Source organism: Fluctibacter halophilus (assembly GCF_020687825.1).
GTDB classification, from domain to species: domain Bacteria; phylum Pseudomonadota; class Gammaproteobacteria; order Enterobacterales; family Alteromonadaceae; genus Fluctibacter; species Fluctibacter halophilus.
In genome coordinates, this window is record NZ_JAJEWP010000001.1 from 1,520,923 (window position 1) to 1,538,031 (window position 17,109).

Annotated in this window: 14 protein-coding genes; 5 read left to right on the top strand and 9 right to left on the bottom strand. The window is 53.6% G+C overall.

The window, feature by feature from the left end; all coding sequences use genetic code 11:
- From LJ739_RS07235 to LJ739_RS07245, 3 genes are read right to left on the bottom strand one after another with little or no spacing between them, the layout of a single operon-like run.
- Nucleotides 1-510 carry a chemotaxis protein CheW gene (locus LJ739_RS07235; RefSeq protein WP_229158613.1) on the bottom strand — a complete coding sequence of 170 codons (510 nt, stop codon included), beginning with the start codon at nucleotides 508-510 and terminating at the stop codon, nucleotides 1-3.
- Nucleotides 510-2,522, bottom strand: coding sequence for a chemotaxis protein CheA (locus LJ739_RS07240; protein ID WP_229158615.1), 2,013 nt, complete (start codon nucleotides 2,520-2,522; stop codon nucleotides 510-512). Before LJ739_RS07240 ends, LJ739_RS07235 begins: the two co-directional genes overlap by 1 nt.
- Nucleotides 2,523-2,545: 23 nt before the next feature.
- Nucleotides 2,546-2,908: a response regulator gene (locus tag LJ739_RS07245; protein ID WP_229158617.1), complete on the bottom strand. Its 363-nt coding sequence runs from the start codon at nucleotides 2,906-2,908 to the stop codon at nucleotides 2,546-2,548.
- 182 nt (nucleotides 2,909-3,090) lie between these two features.
- Between LJ739_RS07245 and LJ739_RS07250 the strand changes: the two genes are divergently transcribed.
- The 3 genes from LJ739_RS07250 to LJ739_RS07260 all read left to right on the top strand — a co-directional run bounded on the left by LJ739_RS07250 (nucleotide 3,091) and on the right by LJ739_RS07260 (nucleotide 7,078).
- Nucleotides 3,091-4,242, top strand: a complete 1,152-nt coding sequence (locus tag LJ739_RS07250; RefSeq protein ID WP_229158619.1) for a response regulator transcription factor — start codon at nucleotides 3,091-3,093, stop codon at nucleotides 4,240-4,242.
- A gap of 101 nt (nucleotides 4,243-4,343) precedes the next feature.
- Nucleotides 4,344-5,363 carry a hypothetical protein gene (locus tag LJ739_RS07255; protein ID WP_229158621.1) on the top strand — a complete coding sequence of 340 codons (1,020 nt, stop codon included), beginning with the start codon at nucleotides 4,344-4,346 and terminating at the stop codon, nucleotides 5,361-5,363.
- Nucleotides 5,364-5,425: 62 nt separating this feature from the next.
- On the top strand, nucleotides 5,426-7,078 hold the full coding sequence (locus LJ739_RS07260) for an FMN-binding glutamate synthase family protein (protein ID WP_229158623.1): 1,653 nt from the start codon (nucleotides 5,426-5,428) through the stop codon (nucleotides 7,076-7,078).
- Here LJ739_RS07260 and LJ739_RS07265 read toward each other — a convergent pair.
- Nucleotides 7,060-9,159, bottom strand: coding sequence for an ATP-binding protein (locus LJ739_RS07265; RefSeq protein ID WP_229158625.1), 2,100 nt, complete (start codon nucleotides 9,157-9,159; stop codon nucleotides 7,060-7,062). The two genes, LJ739_RS07260 and LJ739_RS07265, sit on opposite strands and share 19 nt — an antisense overlap.
- A gap of 399 nt (nucleotides 9,160-9,558) precedes the next feature.
- Here LJ739_RS07265 and LJ739_RS07270 point away from each other — a divergent pair, with 399 nt between their 5' ends.
- Nucleotides 9,559-10,755 carry a GGDEF domain-containing protein gene (locus LJ739_RS07270; RefSeq protein WP_229158627.1) on the top strand — a complete coding sequence of 399 codons (1,197 nt, stop codon included), beginning with the start codon at nucleotides 9,559-9,561 and terminating at the stop codon, nucleotides 10,753-10,755.
- A gap of 10 nt (nucleotides 10,756-10,765) precedes the next feature.
- Here LJ739_RS07270 and LJ739_RS07275 read toward each other — a convergent pair whose 3' ends face one another.
- The gene (locus LJ739_RS07275) at nucleotides 10,766-11,659 is read right to left on the bottom strand and encodes a LysR family transcriptional regulator (RefSeq protein ID WP_229158629.1); all 894 of its coding nucleotides are present in this window, start codon (nucleotides 11,657-11,659) and stop codon (nucleotides 10,766-10,768) included.
- Between the two features lie 116 nt (nucleotides 11,660-11,775).
- Between LJ739_RS07275 and LJ739_RS07280 the strand changes: the two genes are divergently transcribed.
- Nucleotides 11,776-12,405, top strand: coding sequence for a class I SAM-dependent methyltransferase (locus LJ739_RS07280; protein WP_229158631.1), 630 nt, complete (start codon nucleotides 11,776-11,778; stop codon nucleotides 12,403-12,405).
- Here LJ739_RS07280 and LJ739_RS07285 read toward each other — a convergent pair.
- The 4 genes from LJ739_RS07285 to dnaJ form a co-directional block, all read right to left on the bottom strand.
- Complete coding sequence (locus tag LJ739_RS07285; protein ID WP_229158633.1) at nucleotides 12,402-14,690, bottom strand: penicillin acylase family protein; 2,289 nt, start codon at nucleotides 14,688-14,690, stop codon at nucleotides 12,402-12,404. The genes LJ739_RS07280 and LJ739_RS07285 overlap by 4 nt on opposite strands.
- Nucleotides 14,691-14,769: 79 nt before the next feature.
- Nucleotides 14,770-15,216, bottom strand: coding sequence for a GNAT family N-acetyltransferase (locus LJ739_RS07290; protein ID WP_229158635.1), 447 nt, complete (start codon nucleotides 15,214-15,216; stop codon nucleotides 14,770-14,772).
- Nucleotides 15,216-15,689, bottom strand: coding sequence for a GNAT family N-acetyltransferase (locus LJ739_RS07295; protein ID WP_229158637.1), 474 nt, complete (start codon nucleotides 15,687-15,689; stop codon nucleotides 15,216-15,218). Before LJ739_RS07295 ends, LJ739_RS07290 begins: the two co-directional genes overlap by 1 nt.
- A 141-nt stretch (nucleotides 15,690-15,830) precedes the next feature.
- Nucleotides 15,831-16,964 carry a molecular chaperone DnaJ gene (dnaJ, locus tag LJ739_RS07300; protein WP_229158639.1) on the bottom strand — a complete coding sequence of 378 codons (1,134 nt, stop codon included), beginning with the start codon at nucleotides 16,962-16,964 and terminating at the stop codon, nucleotides 15,831-15,833.
- Between the last annotated feature and the right edge of the window lie 145 nt (nucleotides 16,965-17,109).

Genomic DNA, 17,109 nt, shown 5'->3' on the forward strand with positions numbered 1-17,109 from the left:
TTAGCTAGCATGGCGCTCGCTATCGTCAACATCGAGCACGGTGTCGATGTCGAGCAATACCGTCATGTTTGAATTGACGTCCATTAGTCCATACACAAAGCGTTCGTTAATGTTTAAATTAAATCGATCAGCGCTACGTACATCGCTCCCGGAAACTTCAATCACATCCTGGATCTGATCCACAATCATCGCCAATGTTCTGCTGCCCTGAGGATGCTCGACATTGAGCACCAGGATCACCGTTTCCCCATCGGGCTGTTTCGCTGACAAGCCCAGCCTCAGGCGTAAATCAATCACCGGTACAATCGCACCACGCAGATTGATCAGCCCTTGCACAAAAGGCGATGAATACGGGATGCGGGTGGTTGACTCCCACACCCGGATTTCCAAAACCCGCAGAATGTCGACCGCATAATCGAGTTTTCCCAAACGGAAACTCAGCCACTCCCGTACATCAGAGCCGCCAGTTGGCTCCTCGTCCAATACAGCCATTTCTTTCGCATCGCCCATCAGTGCACCTTAACCCGTTGAATCAACGCACCGACATCCAGGATCAGTGCTACCGTTCCATCCCCCAGAATGGTTGCCCCGGACAGTTCATCAACGCGCTTGTAGTTGGCTTCCAGTGACTTCACTACCACCTGTTGATGATTGGCCAACTCATCCACCATCAAACCACACTGGCGATTGTCACTTTCCACCACCACGATTAGCGGATCCCCTTCAAAGGATGACTCACGCGGACAATGAAAGGTTTTTGCCAGGTCAAGGACCGGAATAAATTCTCCCCGCCACTTGAACGACACATCCTTTCCTTCCACCTGATTGATCTTGTCCTGGGGGACCTGAATCGACTCAATAATGGAAAGCATCGGGATCACATAGGTTTCGCCATGCACCTTGACCAATTGGCCATCGAGAATCGACAGGGTTAACGGCAGACGAATGGAAAAGGTGGTACCTTTGCCCAGGGTGCTGCGCACATCAATGTGCCCGCCCAGGCCCTGAATGTTACGTTTGACCACGTCCATGCCAACGCCACGGCCGGACAAGTCGGTCACCTGCTCGGCGGTAGAGAAGCCGGGCGCGAAGATCAATTCATGCACGGCCTGTTCATTGAGCACCGAACTGGCTGAGATAAGGCCTTTTTCAATCGCTTTTTTGCGCAGTTTATCGGCGTTCAGGCCAGCCCCGTCATCCGACACTTCAATCACAATATTGCCCACCTGGTGAAAGGCTTTGAGGGTCAGCACGCCGGTGCGGGGTTTACCGTTTTCTTCCCGCACGTCGGGGCGTTCAATGCCATGGTCGATGCTGTTGCGTACCAGATGCACCAGCGGGTCGGTCAACTCCTCAATTACGGTTTTGTCTACTTCGGTGGTCTCACCGACGATATCGACGCGAATTTCCTTGCCCAGGGATTTACAGATATCCCGCACCATGCGTGGAAAGCGACTGAAGCAAAAATCAATTGGCAACATACGGATTTGCATGACGCCATCCTGCAAGTCGCGGGTATGCCGCTCCAGCTGCCCGAGGCCTTGTTGCAATCGTTGTAACTCCGGGTACTGATCCAGATCAGAAAAGGTACTGAGCATCGACTGGGTGATCACCAGCTCACCAAGCAGATTGATCAAACTGTCGATTTTGGCCAAATCAACCCGAATGGATTGTTGGGTACGCTTGGGCGTCTCTTTGGCGGGCGTAGTTGCACTTGCGGTTGCTTCATTCTGCGCTGTGGCTGGCGCAGCAGGTGCTTCTGCTGGCGCCGGTAACGGGCTAACGGGCGCTACAGAGGGTATCGCGGGTGTCAGCGGCGTGAAGATCAGTTCGGCTTCATCCTCCAGCCACATAAACACATCGGCCAGATCCTGGCGAGCCACCGGCGCACTGGCATCCAGGGTTATGTGCCACTGCAAATGCAGCGCTGTCGGCTCAAGCTCGGACAGCGAAGGAATGGCGTTGGTATTGACCTCAACCGTGATAGTGCCCAATTCAGCCAACTCTTCGATATAGCGTAAAGGCTCATTACCGGTTTTCAGCACATCGCGTTCGGGTATAAAGGTAATCTGCCATTGAAGGGAACTGTCCTCGTCAATGGCCGATGCAGCTTGCGCTGGCGCGGTTGCCGCTGAGGATGACAACAACCCCTCCAGCGTGTGGCGGACACTGTCAACTTTCTGGCCATCAATTTCATCACCATACTGGTAATGACTGACCAGCGAACGCAAGGTATCCAGGCAGGAGAAAAGACAATCGACAATGTCCTGGTCCATACTGCGCTCACCGTTTCGCAGCGAGTCCAGCAAGGTTTCCATGACGTGGGTGAATTCCGCCAGACGGGTCATGCCAAAGGTCGCACTGCCCCCCTTCAACGAGTGAGCAGAGCGGAAAATATCGTGGATAACCTCATTGTCGACGTTCGGTAACGCAATCGACAGCAAATGCTGCTCGATGGCATCAATTGCCTCGGCACTTTCTTCAAAGAACACATTTCTGAACCGCTCCATCGGATCTGTCATGAGTTAGCTCACAATAAACGCTTTTATTTGAGCACTTTACTGACAACAGCCGTCAACTTAGCCGGATCAAACGGTTTGACAATCCAGCCCGTCGCACCGGCGGCTTTGCCTTCCTGTTTTTTGTCCAGGCCCGACTCAGTGGTCAACATCAGGATTGGTGTAAATCGATATTTTTCGTTGGCGCGCAGACGCTTGATCAGCTCAATACCGTCCATTACCGGCATGTTGACGTCAGAAATGACCAAGTCGTAATGGTCAGCAGATGCTTTGTCCAACCCTTCCTGGCCGTTTTCAGCCTCATCGACCTCATGCCCCTGCTCACGCAGTGTGAAGCTCACCATCGAACGCATTGATACCGAATCATCAACGGTTAGTATTTTTCCCATTCCGTCCATCCTCCTTGGCAGAATTGACTTGTCATACCAAAAGGTAGCACAGCATTTATAACTTGCTGCAAAACCGCGAAATTTGCGTGTTGGTCAATAATTGCTATGTTTCAAAGAGACAGGATCTGCGCTGCAGAGCGCCTTTCATTTGAAGAAAAACATGACAGTCAAGGATGGTAACGGTGAAACCAAAGGTACTGATTGCCGACAGTGATGATGACCTGACGGACGTGCTCAATCTCATGTTCGAGGACGAATTTGCGCTTACCGTGGTCGACTCCGGTCAACAAGCGCTGGACACCCTGAAGCAACAACACTTCACGTTTATCATCCTCGAGTTGGAATTGCCGGACATGTCGGGCACCCAAATCTGTGAGCGGATAAGGGAAATGCCTGCCGATTCGCGGCCCCACATTGTGATCCTCACTGCCCGCACCAGCGATGAGGACATCAAAGCCGCTTACGCATTGGGTGTGGGCGATTACATCATCAAACCGTTCAATGTGGTGGCGTTCCACCAACGCATTCTGCGCTTTCTGCGCGACATCGAAACCATCAATGCATTGGAACAACACGACCGCAAAACCCAGAGTCTTGCCCATACGGCAATGAAACAAGCCGCTTCCTACGGCAGCGGGCTGGAGTTGATTGCCCGGCTCAATCAATACAACAACATTGAGCAGCTCATGCAGGAAGTGGGCAGGAGTATGCTGTCTCAGGGGTTTAATTGCGCCCTGGAATTGCGCAACAACCAGCAAGCCTACCATTTCGACATTGATAACCACCATTGCAGTAAAAATGAAATGAAAGTCTTTGAGTTACTGCGCGACAAAGGGCGAATTTACAGTTTCGGCAAACGCACCATTTTCAATGATCCACACACCTCAATATTGGTGAAAAACATGCCCGTTTCGGGCACCATGTCTTACGATGCCATCATCGATCTACTGGCTAAGTTGGTGCCCGCGATCAGCAGCCGCTTTATCGCGCTGAGTCAATACCAGACGTTGCTGGATACCCAGCGCTCGCTGCAAACCGCGATCAGCACGGTCAGTTCCGAATTGCTGCGCCTCAAGGAGGAGCGCCAGACCACCATCAGTGATATCGCCGCAGCCATCAACCTGAGCTTCCATGAACTCGAGTTTACGGAAATCCAGGAACAGTTTTTCCTGGAACTGATCGAGAAAAAGCTCAATACCGACAGTACCGATGAAGCGTTCAACCAGATCCTTACCACACTGCGGGACACTGCAGCCGGACTGACCGTGGATGAGCCGCTCAACACCGTTGAAACCGATACCACCGTCAGCAGTGACGACATTGAGCTGTTCTGAGCCTGTTTTTCACCGTGTCGGGTGGATGATCATTGTGACTGGGGGCTGATCCCCTTATACTGGTTTGAGTCTTGTGTACGTCCTGACGGAGCTGGACGCCCATGCCGTATTCCACACACATACGTTGGCTAAGCTTTTTAACCCTCACGATCTGCCTGTACGTAGGTAACCTCCTGTGGGTACTACCAAGCACCCTGCCGGCCAATCTCATCGCACTGACCTTGGTGCTCGACTGGGCCCTGTGGGTTCCCGTTACGTATTATCTATTGTTAGTCAGGCACCGGCTTGCCCCAGCCATGCTGACCCGGCTGTTGTTTGCCATAGGTCTGCTGGCTGCCTTCTGGCAAGCGCCACAACAAAGCCTGCTCAGTGAGTATGCGCCCATCTACCGAATGGCGTTGCTTTGCGTGGCCGGCGGATGGTTGCTGTTAAGTGCATGGCGCTTATACCTCGGTATGCGCCACAGTCGACACCTGCAGGGCGAATCACGCATCGAACACGTCGCCCGACGCGTCGCAGGAAAGAACTCGCCACTGTTTGCTAACCTGCTGGCACAGGAATGGCTGACCTGGTACTACGCCATTATGGGCTGGCGTCTTAACACAGCGTGTGATCAGGTAACACGGTTTAGTTACCATCAGAAAAGCGGCCATTCCGGCATGTTGATTGGCATTGCGGTGTTTCATCTGCCCAGCCTTGTGTTCAGTCACATTATTTTTGCCAACCTGTTCCCGCTACTGGCCTGGCTGCTCACCATCGGACATGTCTACACCTTACAGTTTACCCTTGCTCAGGCGATGGCCGTACGACACCGCCCCATTATCCTCAGTGACCATGGGCTGACCATTCGCTGTGGGCTGCTGTTTGATACCTTTATCCCCTGGCAGGCTATCCGCTCCGTCGAGTCGCTCGCAGGGCGCGACAACCAGTCCACACCCGGCGTGCTACAGGCCAGTATGTTTGGTCATGCCAATGTTGCCATCAAACTCACAGGCAACACCCGACTCAGCGTGTTTGCCGGACTATGTAAAACGGTACACACCGTGCATGTCGGCGTTGATCAACGGGGCGAATTTTTGCAGGCCTGCCAGCACCAACAGCACAACCTCTCTGAGCAGTGAGCAGTGCTATGCTTGTGGGCGGATAACGCCACTCAACATCCATCGGTTTAAAAGGGACTCATATGCGTGCAGCGATACTTATGACACTCAGTGCAGCTTGGATCATCAGTTTGCTGCTCACCTGGTGGTGGCCGCCGTTTCGTTGGTTTCTGTGGATCATGGCGCTGTTATCCGTCGTGGCGTTGTACGACATTTTACAAACCCGGCATGCGTTGTGGCGCAACTTCCCGATCATCGGGCGGGGCCGTTGGGTGATGGAGTTTTTCCGCCCCTTTCTGCGCCAATACTTCTTTGAGTCGGAAACCAGTGGTGTCCCCATTAATCGCATGTTTCGTTCGGTGATCTACCAGCGGGCCAAGGGTGAAATGGACAGCTTGCCCTACGGTACCCGCCTGGATACCCGGGCACTCGGATACGAATGGATAGGCCATTCACTGTCGGCCATTCACTATGACAGAAGCGCGAAAGCACCGCGGGTGATCATCGGCGGTCCTGACTGTCAGCAACCCTATGCCGCGAGCATTTTCAACATCTCGGCGATGAGTTTCGGTGCACTGAGCGCCAACGCCATCCGCGCCCTGAACCTCGGTGCCAAGCAAGGCAATTTTTACCACAACACCGGCGAAGGCAGCGTCAGCCCCTACCACCTTGAGCATGGTGGTGATCTGGTCTGGCAGATCGGTACCGGCTATTTTGGCTGTCGGGATAACGAGGGCCGTTTCGATCCTGACGCATTTGCCACAACCGCCAAACTGCCATCGGTAAAAATGATCGAAATTAAGTTGTCTCAGGGGGCAAAGCCCGGTCATGGCGGTATTTTACCGGCCGACAAGAACACCGCAGAAATCGCCCGTATACGCCTGGTCGAGCCGGGGACCCGTGTTGACTCTCCACCGGCCCACAGCAGCTTTCACACCCCGCTGCAGATGGTTAAATTTATCGCTCAGTTGCGGGAACTCAGTGGTGGCAAGCCAATAGGTTTCAAACTGTGTATCGGCCGCAAAAGCGAGTTTGTCGGGATCTGCAAGGCCATTCACGAAACGGGCATTTTACCGGATTTTATCACTGTGGATGGCGGCGAAGGTGGCACCGGCGCTGCACCGCTGGAATATTCCAATTCAGTGGGTATGCCCTTGTCCGATGCTCTGGTGTTCGTTACCGATACGCTGACCGGATTTGGTTTGCGTAAACACATCAAAGTCATTGCCAGTGGTAAAACCTTTACCGGCTTTCACCTGGTCAAGCATTTCGCGTTAGGGGCGGATGTGTGCAACAGCGCACGAGGCATGATGGTCGCGCTGGGTTGCGTACAATCGCTGGTGTGCAATACCAACGAATGTCCCACCGGTATTGCGACTCAGGACCAGAGTCTGGCTAAAGGCCTGGTGGTGTCCAATAAGGCCCAGCGGGTGTGTCGCTACCATGGTGAAACAGTACACGCCACGATGGACATTATCTCCTCTGCCGGACTGAGAAACCCAAGTCAGTTGAACCGCAGTCATGTGTTCCGTCGGGTCACAGAAACCGAGGTAAAGCGGCTGGATGAAATCTATCCGTCGGTGGCTGAAGGCTGCCTGCTCAGGGATGATTACCCGGATTGCTTCAGTCAGGCCATGAGTGAGTCATCCGCGCACTATTTCACGCCGGCCAAGTACATCATTGAATGTTACAGTGGTCTGGAGGAAATGCCGGAAGATCACGAACGGGTCTCCTGAGGGGCTTTTTTGACGATTGGCAGGCTGATAACAAAGCGGGTCCCCTCACCCAGTTGACTGTCACACTCAATGTTGCCGCCCAGCTGATGGACCACCTGGTTGTAAATGATGTGCATTCCCAGGCCAGAACCGAACTTATCTTCCAGGGTAGTGAAGAACGGATCAAAGATTTGCGCGCGCACCGAGGGTGTCATTCCTTTACCGTCATCGCTGAATAACATCACCAACGTCTCTCCCTTAACGTGTAAATCAATCCGCATGGTGCCGGCATGGTCCGGCTCAAAGGCGTGTTTGAGGGCATTGTCCACCAGTTGCGTGGTGATTTGGGTAAACGCCGCAGGAGACGCATACAGGGAAATTGCGTCTTTACAACTGAACACGATCTTGTGCGGCGTTCCATGGGTTCGGGAGCGCAGCGATAACAGCATATCCTCAAAATACCGCACCAGGTCAAATGTGCGCTTATTGTCGTCGTCACTGTCAACCGCAACCTGCTTGAAACTGCCAATCAACTGAGTCGCGCGAGCCAAATTCTGATTGATCATTTCTGCGCTTTGCAGGACTTTATCATAGGCATCCTGAAACACCGACCGACTGAGCTTCCCTTGGTTGATTTTCTGATAGATCACATCCATGGTGCTTTCCAACGTCGACGCGGCCGTTACGCAAATTCCCAGCGGTGTATTGATCTGATGGGCAACCCCCGCCACCAGACGGCCCAGTGCGGCATGCTTTTCGGTCTCAACCAGTTGCTGTTGGGTGCGCTTCAGGGTATCCAGCGAAGTCATGACCTGATGGGTTTTCTGCTCCAACTCAGCCGTACGCCGGGCAACCTTTTCCTCCAACGCCAGGTTCAACCCCTGCACCTCTTGCTGAGCGGCGCGCAATCTGTCATTCGAGCGTTCAAGCTCGGTGACATGCTGCTGAATTTGCGCGTAGATATCATTCAATGCGTCGACCACCGGCCGAAACTCATTGTTCTTGTCGTAATGAACCTTCGATAAAACCACTTTGTCGTCGTCACTGTAGGCAATTGAGCCGTGCAGGGTCGATACAAGGTGATCAAAGGGACTGAACAGCCAGCGAAACAATCCAAGCATCAAAAACAGAAACAATATCGCCATTGCTATCGCCCCAGCCGCCGTTAACCACGTCACCCGATCAACCTCGGCCTGCACAAAATCACTGGGTAACAACGTACCGATCAAAAACCCGTGTTCGGTCACCTGATAAAACACGTATTGGGGCTTTTCTTTGGCATCGATAATGATGGGTTCAGGTAATCTTCCGAACTGATGCCCTTCGAGCTTCAACAGTGGTGCCAGCCACGGCAACGCGTCAGCTGACAACAGGATACCGGATTCTGCCAGCGGATAACTCAACACCCTTTCAGAGGGTATATGGATCAGAAAAGGCGTGGCATCATGGGATACTTTGACGTCTTCCAGAAAACGGGTCATTTCATCCAAAGACCAGTCCACCGTTGCCATCCCCAACGGCGCTCCCTGAGTGTCCAGCATCACGGCATCCACGGTCATCATCAACGAAAACGTGGCGGCATCATCCCGGTACGGTGAGGTCCAGAACACCGGCCGATAACGGGTTTGATTTTTCCCCCACTGATTATCGGGGGCCATCCGATACCACGGCTGATTCAGGTAATCGTAGGCTGGCGTGTTCAGATCCCAGGTAAAGGTTACCTCTGAACCTTCCCGAAACACATACGGGCCAAACCAACGTTGATTAGGATCCATCGTAAAAGGTTCGTACCACAAGCCCCCACCAATGGCCTGGGGGAAGCTCTCGAAATAACGCAGTAACTGGTTTTTTGCATACGAAGTCACGGTGGCGATTGGCAAATCGTCATTCACCCGCATCTGATGCAGCGCTTCGCCCACCAACGCGATATCAGTCGCTTTTTGTTCCATCAGCTCAACCAGATTATCGATATTGCTGATACTGTTGGTAAAGCTGGCGCGCAGCTCGTTGTCTTTGAAGCGATACAGGGCGGTTTTGTATTCCACCGCGTTGAACATCTGCAGACAGGCGTAGGCGATCAACTGGAACAGCAGCACAAACACCAAAATCCGCCCTTTGATGCCTAGTCCTTTTGGTGAGGTTATCTGTCTGATCCGACTCACTGTCCTATCGCCACCGAAGAATCACTCGCTGTTGTAGGTTGGGTTAATTTGTTTCTCTTCAACACGTTATACAGTCAGTCGCGGCTAATCGCAATGTGTGAAACCAGTATAGTCAACAGGTTACAAATGTCCCCGTCAGGGCGGCTCAGGATCATCACTTATACTAACGTCGAGAAAAGGTATCACCCGCCGCGCGTTTGGTATGATTTAACATACCTTTATATGCGTGACCATCCCTTAAAACTGACTGGTTGGTCCAGTTCTTTGCTATACTGCCGCCGCTTTTTTTGTGGCCCATGGATGGATGTGCGTTCATTAACAGAAGGTTGTATTCACTGCATGGCGTTTGTAGTCCCATCAGGTTCTCTGGCAGCATTGCTGACCAATTTACTGGTATGTCTGTTGTTTTTATCCCTGTACCGGCGTAGCGAAAATGCCACGGCCTTGCTGTATTGGGCAGCATCCTGTGGACTGTTCGTGGTCGGTGGCTTGTGCTATGCCGTACACGTTACGTTGCAGCCTGAATTCTCCGCCTTCAAACTGATCGGCATCGCCAGTCTGATCACGTCTTCGGCTTGTCTTTTCCTCGGTATCCGTTGTTTTGAAGCGGGTACATGCCCGGCTAACAATGTATTTTTCCTGTTACTGGTTGCGGGCGGCTCCCTATCCCTTTACCTGTTGCTAAAAGCGGTGCTGGGTTCGGCTGACGGAATGGCGTCGCTCATTATGGCACTGTTTTTTATCCTCAGTGCGCAGCGCCTTAAAACGGATGCGTGCCAGTTTACGTCCGGTCGATGGGTTTTGCGCGTCCTGCTGCAACTGCATGCTGCGGTGATGATCTGCCAGGGACTCACATTGTTAAGATTACCGCAGGGAGCCTACTACACAACCGATCACCCTCTGATCCAGCCGGTATTACTGACCCACCTGATGCTGACCATTGCCACAGCATTGGTTTTGCCGCTGATCCATAGCATGCGCCAGAACGCAGTGTGGCAGAAGCTCGCCAGCATTGATGATTTAACCCAATGTCTCAATCGTCGCGCCTTCCTGTCGAAGGCTGCACAGCAGTCAGCAAGCCTCGCCACGCTGGAGAAACCGGTCACGGTGTTGATGCTGGATGTGGATCATTTCAAACGCATTAATGATTGCTACGGGCACCTGGTGGGTGACCGCGTGCTGCAACAGGTGGGCCGGGCGATCAGCAAAGCCTTACCTGACTCTGCGCTGTTTGGTCGCCTTGGCGGTGAGGAGTTTGCGGTATTCCTGCCTCTGACTCAACAAGCAGCTGAGCAGGTAGTGAATTGCTTGCACAACGCTGTACGACAGCACCCAATGCGGCATCAGGGCAGTACCATTGCGGTGACCATCAGTGTTGGCGCCGCGTCAGCCAACCATGGTCAGGTACCGTTTGAGACTCTGTTAGCGATGGCAGATGATGCGTTGTATGGCGTAAAAGATGCTGGCAGAGACGGCTCACAGTTTGCCAATCCAGAGGATAATAAACCCAAGCCTCTGTGCATCATCAACGGCTGACAGTCTTCGGTCAGGTTTGCTGATCCATCAACGCTTCGGCGAGAAAATCCATCACCAGCCGTAACCGGCGGCTGGTGTGAAGCTCCCGGTGAACCACCAGCCACAATTCAGTCTCAAAAGCCGGCATATCCTGTAGGACACGGACGACTGACGGCTCCCTGTCGCCGATAGCTTCGGTCATAAAGCCGATACCGACACCGTGCTTGACCATTTCCCATTGCACCAGATGGCTTTCAACCACCACCGGGAAATTGTCGCGCGTCACGGCACAACGACGTTCATTTAACGCATCAATCAACAAATCGCTGTGATCAAAAGCCAGAAAATCGCAATCGGTTAAATCATCGATACTGCGCACAGGATGCTGCTTCAGGTACTCTCGCCCGGCATACAGGTGGGCTCGAAAGTCGCCGATTTTACGGGCAATCAGTTCAGGCTGGGTCGGACGATAGGCACGCAGTGCCAGATCCGCTTCCCGCGACAACAGATCACTGCTGGCGTTACTGGCGATAACCTCCACCGTTATCCCCGGCGCATGTTGACGCAATGCGGCAATGATCGGTGGTAGCTCGAAAGCGGCAGCGACCTCGGTCGCGCTGATACTGACATGCCCTTCCAGTCGTTCACTGCGACCTCCGGCTGCCAATGCCAGCGCCCTGGCCGATTGCTGCATGCCATCCACATGGGCAAACAAGGCATTGCCGTCAGCCGTCAACCGTAGACCCCGTGAAGAGCGTTCAAACAGCGTCACGCCGAGCGCCTGCTCTAACTGGGTGATCTTGCGCCCCAGGGTTGGCTGGGTGAGGCTCAGTTGCCGTGCTGCGGCCGAAAAAGACCCCGCTTTCGCCGTGACCCAAAATGCCTGCGCATGGTTCCAGTCAAAGTCACCTTCCCGACTAGCCATACAAAAATTAACACCTGCTAACAAATTACCGCTGTTCAATATACATATTTGTATAGTTAAAATCGACCCTATCAACCTTAAAGGTGCCCGGCACCTATCATGGAGAGGGACAACACATGCTGAGCAAAACCGCGCGCTTCTGGGATAAAATAGCGCCGCGATATGCGGCCAGACCGGTGGATGATTTAGCCGGCTACCAAGCCAAACTGGCAATATCCGAGGGTTATCTGAGCCCGGAAACGTCGTTGCTGGAGCTTGGTTGTGGCACAGGGTCAACCGCCCTGCACCATGCCCCGAAGGTAAAACACCTGGTCGCGACTGATTTTTCTCCCAGCATGCTGGCGATTGCCAAACAGAAGGCAGCACAGCAGAACTGTTCCAATATTACCTTTGAATGTGCAGATGCCAGCACCTTTCAACCCGATTGCCGGTTTGATGTGATCATGGCACACAGTCTGTTGCATCTGGTGGAGGGCAAGGAAACCCTCATTGCTCGCATCTACGACTGGCTGCCGCCTGGCGGGGTGTTTATTTCCAACACCCCCTGCATTGCTGACATCATGCCGATTTTTCGCTGGATTGGGCCACTGGGAGAATGGCTCGGATTACTGCCGAAACTCCGCGTGTTCAGTGCATCTGAATTGAAAAGCGCCCTGCAAGCCGCAGGTTTTGTCATCGAGTCCGAGTTTCAACCTACCTCGCGCAAAGCGCTTTATCTGGTGTGCCGAAAACCCTACGCTGTCTAGTTAGCAGGCTGCGGTATCAACCGCAGCGTATGCTGGATATCCTGAGGCAACAGCGGCGTTGATTGATGTCGGGCAAAATCATCAAACCCGGCGCGATAAAAGTCAGACAGCGGATGCCCGGACTGCCCGCCAGGTAGCACCAGTATCGCCTTATCGAGATCACCGGGACGCACAAATAACCGTTGCGAGGCACCGAATGTCGGCGCCTGCACCGCCGGCACAAAGCTATCCCCAAAACTGTCCACCACGGGCATGTTCAGATGTTCACCCAACCACGGGATCTGGGCCGCAAAGGGATGGGTGATCGCAAGGGCATTTACCGTTCCCCAGCGTAGGTTGTTCAGGGTCGGGTCGTTACCGTGCTGGGCCTGCAGCTCATTCATGGCCTGCTCAAACTTAGCCAGCAAGAAACCTTGCCAGTCGGTTTGTGGCAATCGTAACCAGTCCTCAGGCCGTTGTTGCAACAATTGTCGCACGGCAGGTTCGACATGACGCATCAGTGGCCGAAACGATACTCCCTCGGCATTCACTGTCGACGCCAATGGCGACATCAGCGCCGCAATCACATTAGCACGGAAACGCCGCACCAGCGTGTACCCAACGGAGTCGGCACAGGCACAGCCCTGCCAGTCCATGACCTGTTGTCGGGCGACGTCATGTTTATCTGGCGACTGTTCCAGTACATCGAGCAATACACTGTGCCAGTAGCGCATGAACCGCGCTTCGTTATCAAGCTGAATGGCATAGAAGCGTTGTTCATCAAATTGCTCGGCTTCAAACAAGCGGTCTCTGATCTGCGAAGCCCGGGCACCGACGGCATAGCCGCCGTCACCGAAACGGGCTAGATCGGCAGTGGAAATTACCCGCGCGTTGGCAGTCCATAAACGGCCATGCTCAGGGTTCAGCACCACCGGAAGATCGGTTTCCTGATGTACCCACAGCGGACTGAGTTGGTCTGAATCAATGGCCTGATCACTGGGCAATGGCCGCGCGGTTACCGCACCGCCGGGGGTCCAGGCAGCGTTGCCGCTGGCATCCACCAGCAACGCATTTTGTACCGGGATCCCCATCTGCTGAACTACCGGTATTGCATCTTCTACCCGCTGTAGCGTATCGAGTTGAACAATGTCCAAATCCACCGCATAAGGCATGTGTGCGGTCCAACGTAACGCGTAGCGACTTCCCTGCACTGACTTGACCGGTCCGGCATCACTTAATTCAATGGCGAAACGGTGTGAGCCTTCGGTGCTGATAATCTCCTCTTCCACCACCGTGGTCTGGGTGTCTTCATCGAGCAGTACCCAGTCAGTGTTGTCCAGGTTGGAATTGGTAAAACCCCAGGCAATGTATCCATTCGTCCCGACCACAATACCGGGCATACCGGGCAAGGACACACCTGTCAGGCTGACCGGTTGCTCCTGTTGACGATAATTCAGTTGTGTCCGGTACCAGATAAGCGGTACCCGCAGTCCCAGATGCATGTCATTGGCCAGCATTGCGCTGTCACTGTTGGTACGCGCACCGGTCACCGCCCAATTGTTGCTGCCGATATCGGGCGGCTCAGATAATACCATCGCCGTCATCTGCGCGCCGGGTGGCAAAGAAGGAATATCAACAGACTGTGCCTGCTCACTGCCATCCAGAGCAGCCTGGTACGGACTGGGCTGCAACAGAAAATCAACCATCTGTGGGCCAAAATGGCGGGCAACCCGTGTCAACGCGAGATCCCGCAGCACCTGATTGTGTTGCAAGTCCATGTACATACTGTAGGCAACCAACACGCTATCCAGGGGTTGCCAGTGGGGTACCTGAGCGCCGAGCAGCCAGTATTCAAATGGCTTTGTGGTCATGGCCGCGATGGCATCATTCACCCCTTGTGCATATTGCACCAGAAGTTGCTGCTGCCAGTCGGGCAAGCCTTTAACCGTTGCCATTGCCCGCTGCTCAAATTGATGAAAACGGGCGCGCTTATCCATCGCCAGAGCTGCATCCCCGACCCACTCGGACAAACGCCCCGCCGCCGAGCGGCGTTGCAAATCCATCTGAAATAAGCGGTCCTGCGCATGGGCAAAACCTAGGGCATAGGCTGCATCGGTGCGACTCTCAGCCTTGATGACTGCCTGACCAAGCACATCCCGTGACAGGCTGACCGGCGCCTGAATAGCACCGCTATGCACCTGACCATCCAATTGGGGCAAGCTGCCATAGAGGGTCAGCCAGGCCGCCCCTGACAGAACCACCGACAACAGTAAAACGGTGAGTATGATGCGTAACGGCCATTTCATGCGGCAGCCCCTTTTTTTACTGATATGACAAACACTTGTAATAAACTCAGTAAACCGAGGAAACGCTTAGCTGTCAATGTTACAAGGCGTGCTGCTGATAAATGTCAGGAACATAACGTTCCATGAATGTGTCAGGCTTTGATAGTGGGGTAAAACCGTGTTTGGCATACAAACCATGGGCGTCACTGGTGGCCAGGGTGATACGCCGTAATCCTTGCAGATCAGGGTGACAAGCCACCGCATCCATGAGCTGTGAGGCGATCCCCTGCCCGCGAAATTGTGGCCATACGATCACGTCCACCAGATTGGCAAAGGTCGCATAATCGGTGATCAAGCGACAAAAGCCAGTCTGTACGTGAGTAGAGGAACAGAACGCGCCGAAACACAACGAATGTTGTAACGCGCGCTCTACTGTCTGAAACGGTATGCCCTTCGCCCAGGTGCTATGGTGATGCAGAAAAGCATGGATTTTGTCGACATCCATCAGCTCATAACCGGTTTGAATGATGATCTCTGACGGTTGCACTATTCGCCATCCTTGCCGGTCAACACACGGGTCATAAACACACTGTTAGGATCCAGTTTGTAGTGACTGAACGGACCACAGGGGCTAAATCCATATTTGGCATACATCGCCCTTGCTGGGGCGAAAAACGCCATCGAGCCCGTTTCCAGACTTAACCGTTTTATCCCCCGTTTACTGGCGTGGTCAATCAGGTTTTCCAGTAGCGCGCTCGCCACGCCCTGCCCTCTGGCATGTTCAGCGGTACGCATCGATTTGATTTCGGCGTGTTCACCAGACAGGGATTTGAGTGCAGCGCACCCCAACAGCGTGCCATGGCGACGGGCGACCCAGAAGGTAATATCCGGTTGCTGCAAACCTGAAATATCCAGCGCATGGACACTTTCGGGTGGTGACGTTTCCCGCATGTCGGCCAAGTGGCCTTCTAACAAAGCCCGTACATCGGGCTGATCCACCGGTTCAATATGTATATCCATTACATCACTCCTGCGCCGTATTATTGGAGCAGTTTACTCCCTGTTCAGGGTTCTGCAAAGGCCTTGCCGCGGGTGTTGAGTGCTGTGGCAGTGCACAAAAAAACCGGGCTTGTGCCCGGTTTTTTTGTCAATACGAGGTGATTAACCTGTAAGGTCGTCAAAAAACTTCTTCACACCATCGAAAAAGCCTTTTTCCTTGGGACGGTACTTGGCTGCTTCGTCACCTTTTCCCATGGAGGTCTCCAGCTCTTCGAGCAACTCTTTCTGACGGGCATTGAGGTTTACCGGCGTTTCCACCACTACCTTGCACATCAAGTCACCGACGCTGCCACTGCGCACCGATTTTACCCCTTTCCCACGCAGTCGGAACATTCGCCCGGTCTGTGTTTCCGGGGTAATCTTCAGTTTTACTTTTCCATCCAGGGTCGGCACTTCAATTTCACCACCGAGGGCTGCACGGGTAAAGCTCAGCGGCACCTCACAGTAGAGGTTATTGGCATCGCGCACGAAGATCGGGTGCTCTTTAACGTGTACCTGCACATACAGATCCCCTGCCGGTGCACCGTTTTCGCCGGCTTCACCTTCGCCGGACAAACGAATACGGTCGCCGGTGTCGACACCTGCGGGTACTTTGACAGACAGGGTTTTGGTTTTTTCTTTGCGTCCCTGACCATGACAACTGTTACACGGATCGGAGATGATTTTGCCCCGTCCGGAACAGGTAGGACAGGTTTGCTGAACCGCAAAGAAGCCCTGACGCATTTGCACCTGGCCATTGCCGTGACAGGTTGGACAGGTCGTTGGTGAAGAGCCTTTTTTCGCGCCTGAACCGTCGCACACGTCACATTCGACCAGCGTCGGTACACGAATTTCGACGTTTTTGCCCCGTACCGCCTCTTCCAGGCTTAGCTCCAGGTTGTAGCGCAGGTCCGCACCCTGACGGGCCCGCGATTGACGTCCCCGTCCGCCGCCAAAAATATCGCCGAACACATCGCCAAAGATGTCGCCAAAGTCTGCACCAGCACCGCCGTAGCCACCGCCACGGTTAGGATCAACACCGGCATGACCGTATTGATCATAAGCAGCACGTTTTTGCGAGTCGGTGAGGATTTCGTAGGCTTCCTGAACCTCTTTGAACTTTTCTTCCATGGCCTTATCGCCCTGAGTACGATCAGGGTGATATTTCATGGCGAGGCGTTTGTAGGCCTTTTTGATATCGCGCTCGCTGGCGCTTTTATCCACGCCCAGCACTTCATAATAGTCTCGCTTCGACATATCGCTCGCTTACCTTGCAGTCTGTGGCTGCCCCAAGGGCAGTCTGGTACATCTCATTCATTTAACCCGTAACAACAAGGGCGCAAACAGGAAAATCCGGCTGCGCCCAAGTTCGCGCCTGCGGGTTAGACAGGCGCCATGGTAG

Excerpts from the sequence above, each read along its gene's own strand:
- LJ739_RS07235 (WP_229158613.1), bottom strand. The coding sequence starts at position 510 with ATGGGCGATGCGAAAGAAATGGCTGTATTGGACGAGGAGCCAACTGGC.
- LJ739_RS07240 (WP_229158615.1), bottom strand. The coding sequence starts at position 2,522 with ATGACAGATCCGATGGAGCGGTTCAGAAATGTGTTCTTTGAAGAAAGT.
- LJ739_RS07245 (WP_229158617.1), bottom strand. The coding sequence starts at position 2,908 with ATGGGAAAAATACTAACCGTTGATGATTCGGTATCAATGCGTTCGATG.
- LJ739_RS07255 (WP_229158621.1), top strand. The coding sequence starts at position 4,344 with ATGCCGTATTCCACACACATACGTTGGCTAAGCTTTTTAACCCTCACG.
- LJ739_RS07260 (WP_229158623.1), top strand. The coding sequence starts at position 5,426 with ATGCGTGCAGCGATACTTATGACACTCAGTGCAGCTTGGATCATCAGT.
- LJ739_RS07270 (WP_229158627.1), top strand. The coding sequence starts at position 9,559 with ATGGCGTTTGTAGTCCCATCAGGTTCTCTGGCAGCATTGCTGACCAAT.
- LJ739_RS07275 (WP_229158629.1), bottom strand. The coding sequence starts at position 11,659 with ATGGCTAGTCGGGAAGGTGACTTTGACTGGAACCATGCGCAGGCATTT.
- LJ739_RS07280 (WP_229158631.1), top strand. The coding sequence starts at position 11,776 with ATGCTGAGCAAAACCGCGCGCTTCTGGGATAAAATAGCGCCGCGATAT.
- LJ739_RS07285 (WP_229158633.1), bottom strand. The coding sequence starts at position 14,690 with ATGAAATGGCCGTTACGCATCATACTCACCGTTTTACTGTTGTCGGTG.
- LJ739_RS07295 (WP_229158637.1), bottom strand. The coding sequence starts at position 15,689 with ATGGATATACATATTGAACCGGTGGATCAGCCCGATGTACGGGCTTTG.
- dnaJ (WP_229158639.1), bottom strand. The coding sequence starts at position 16,964 with ATGTCGAAGCGAGACTATTATGAAGTGCTGGGCGTGGATAAAAGCGCC.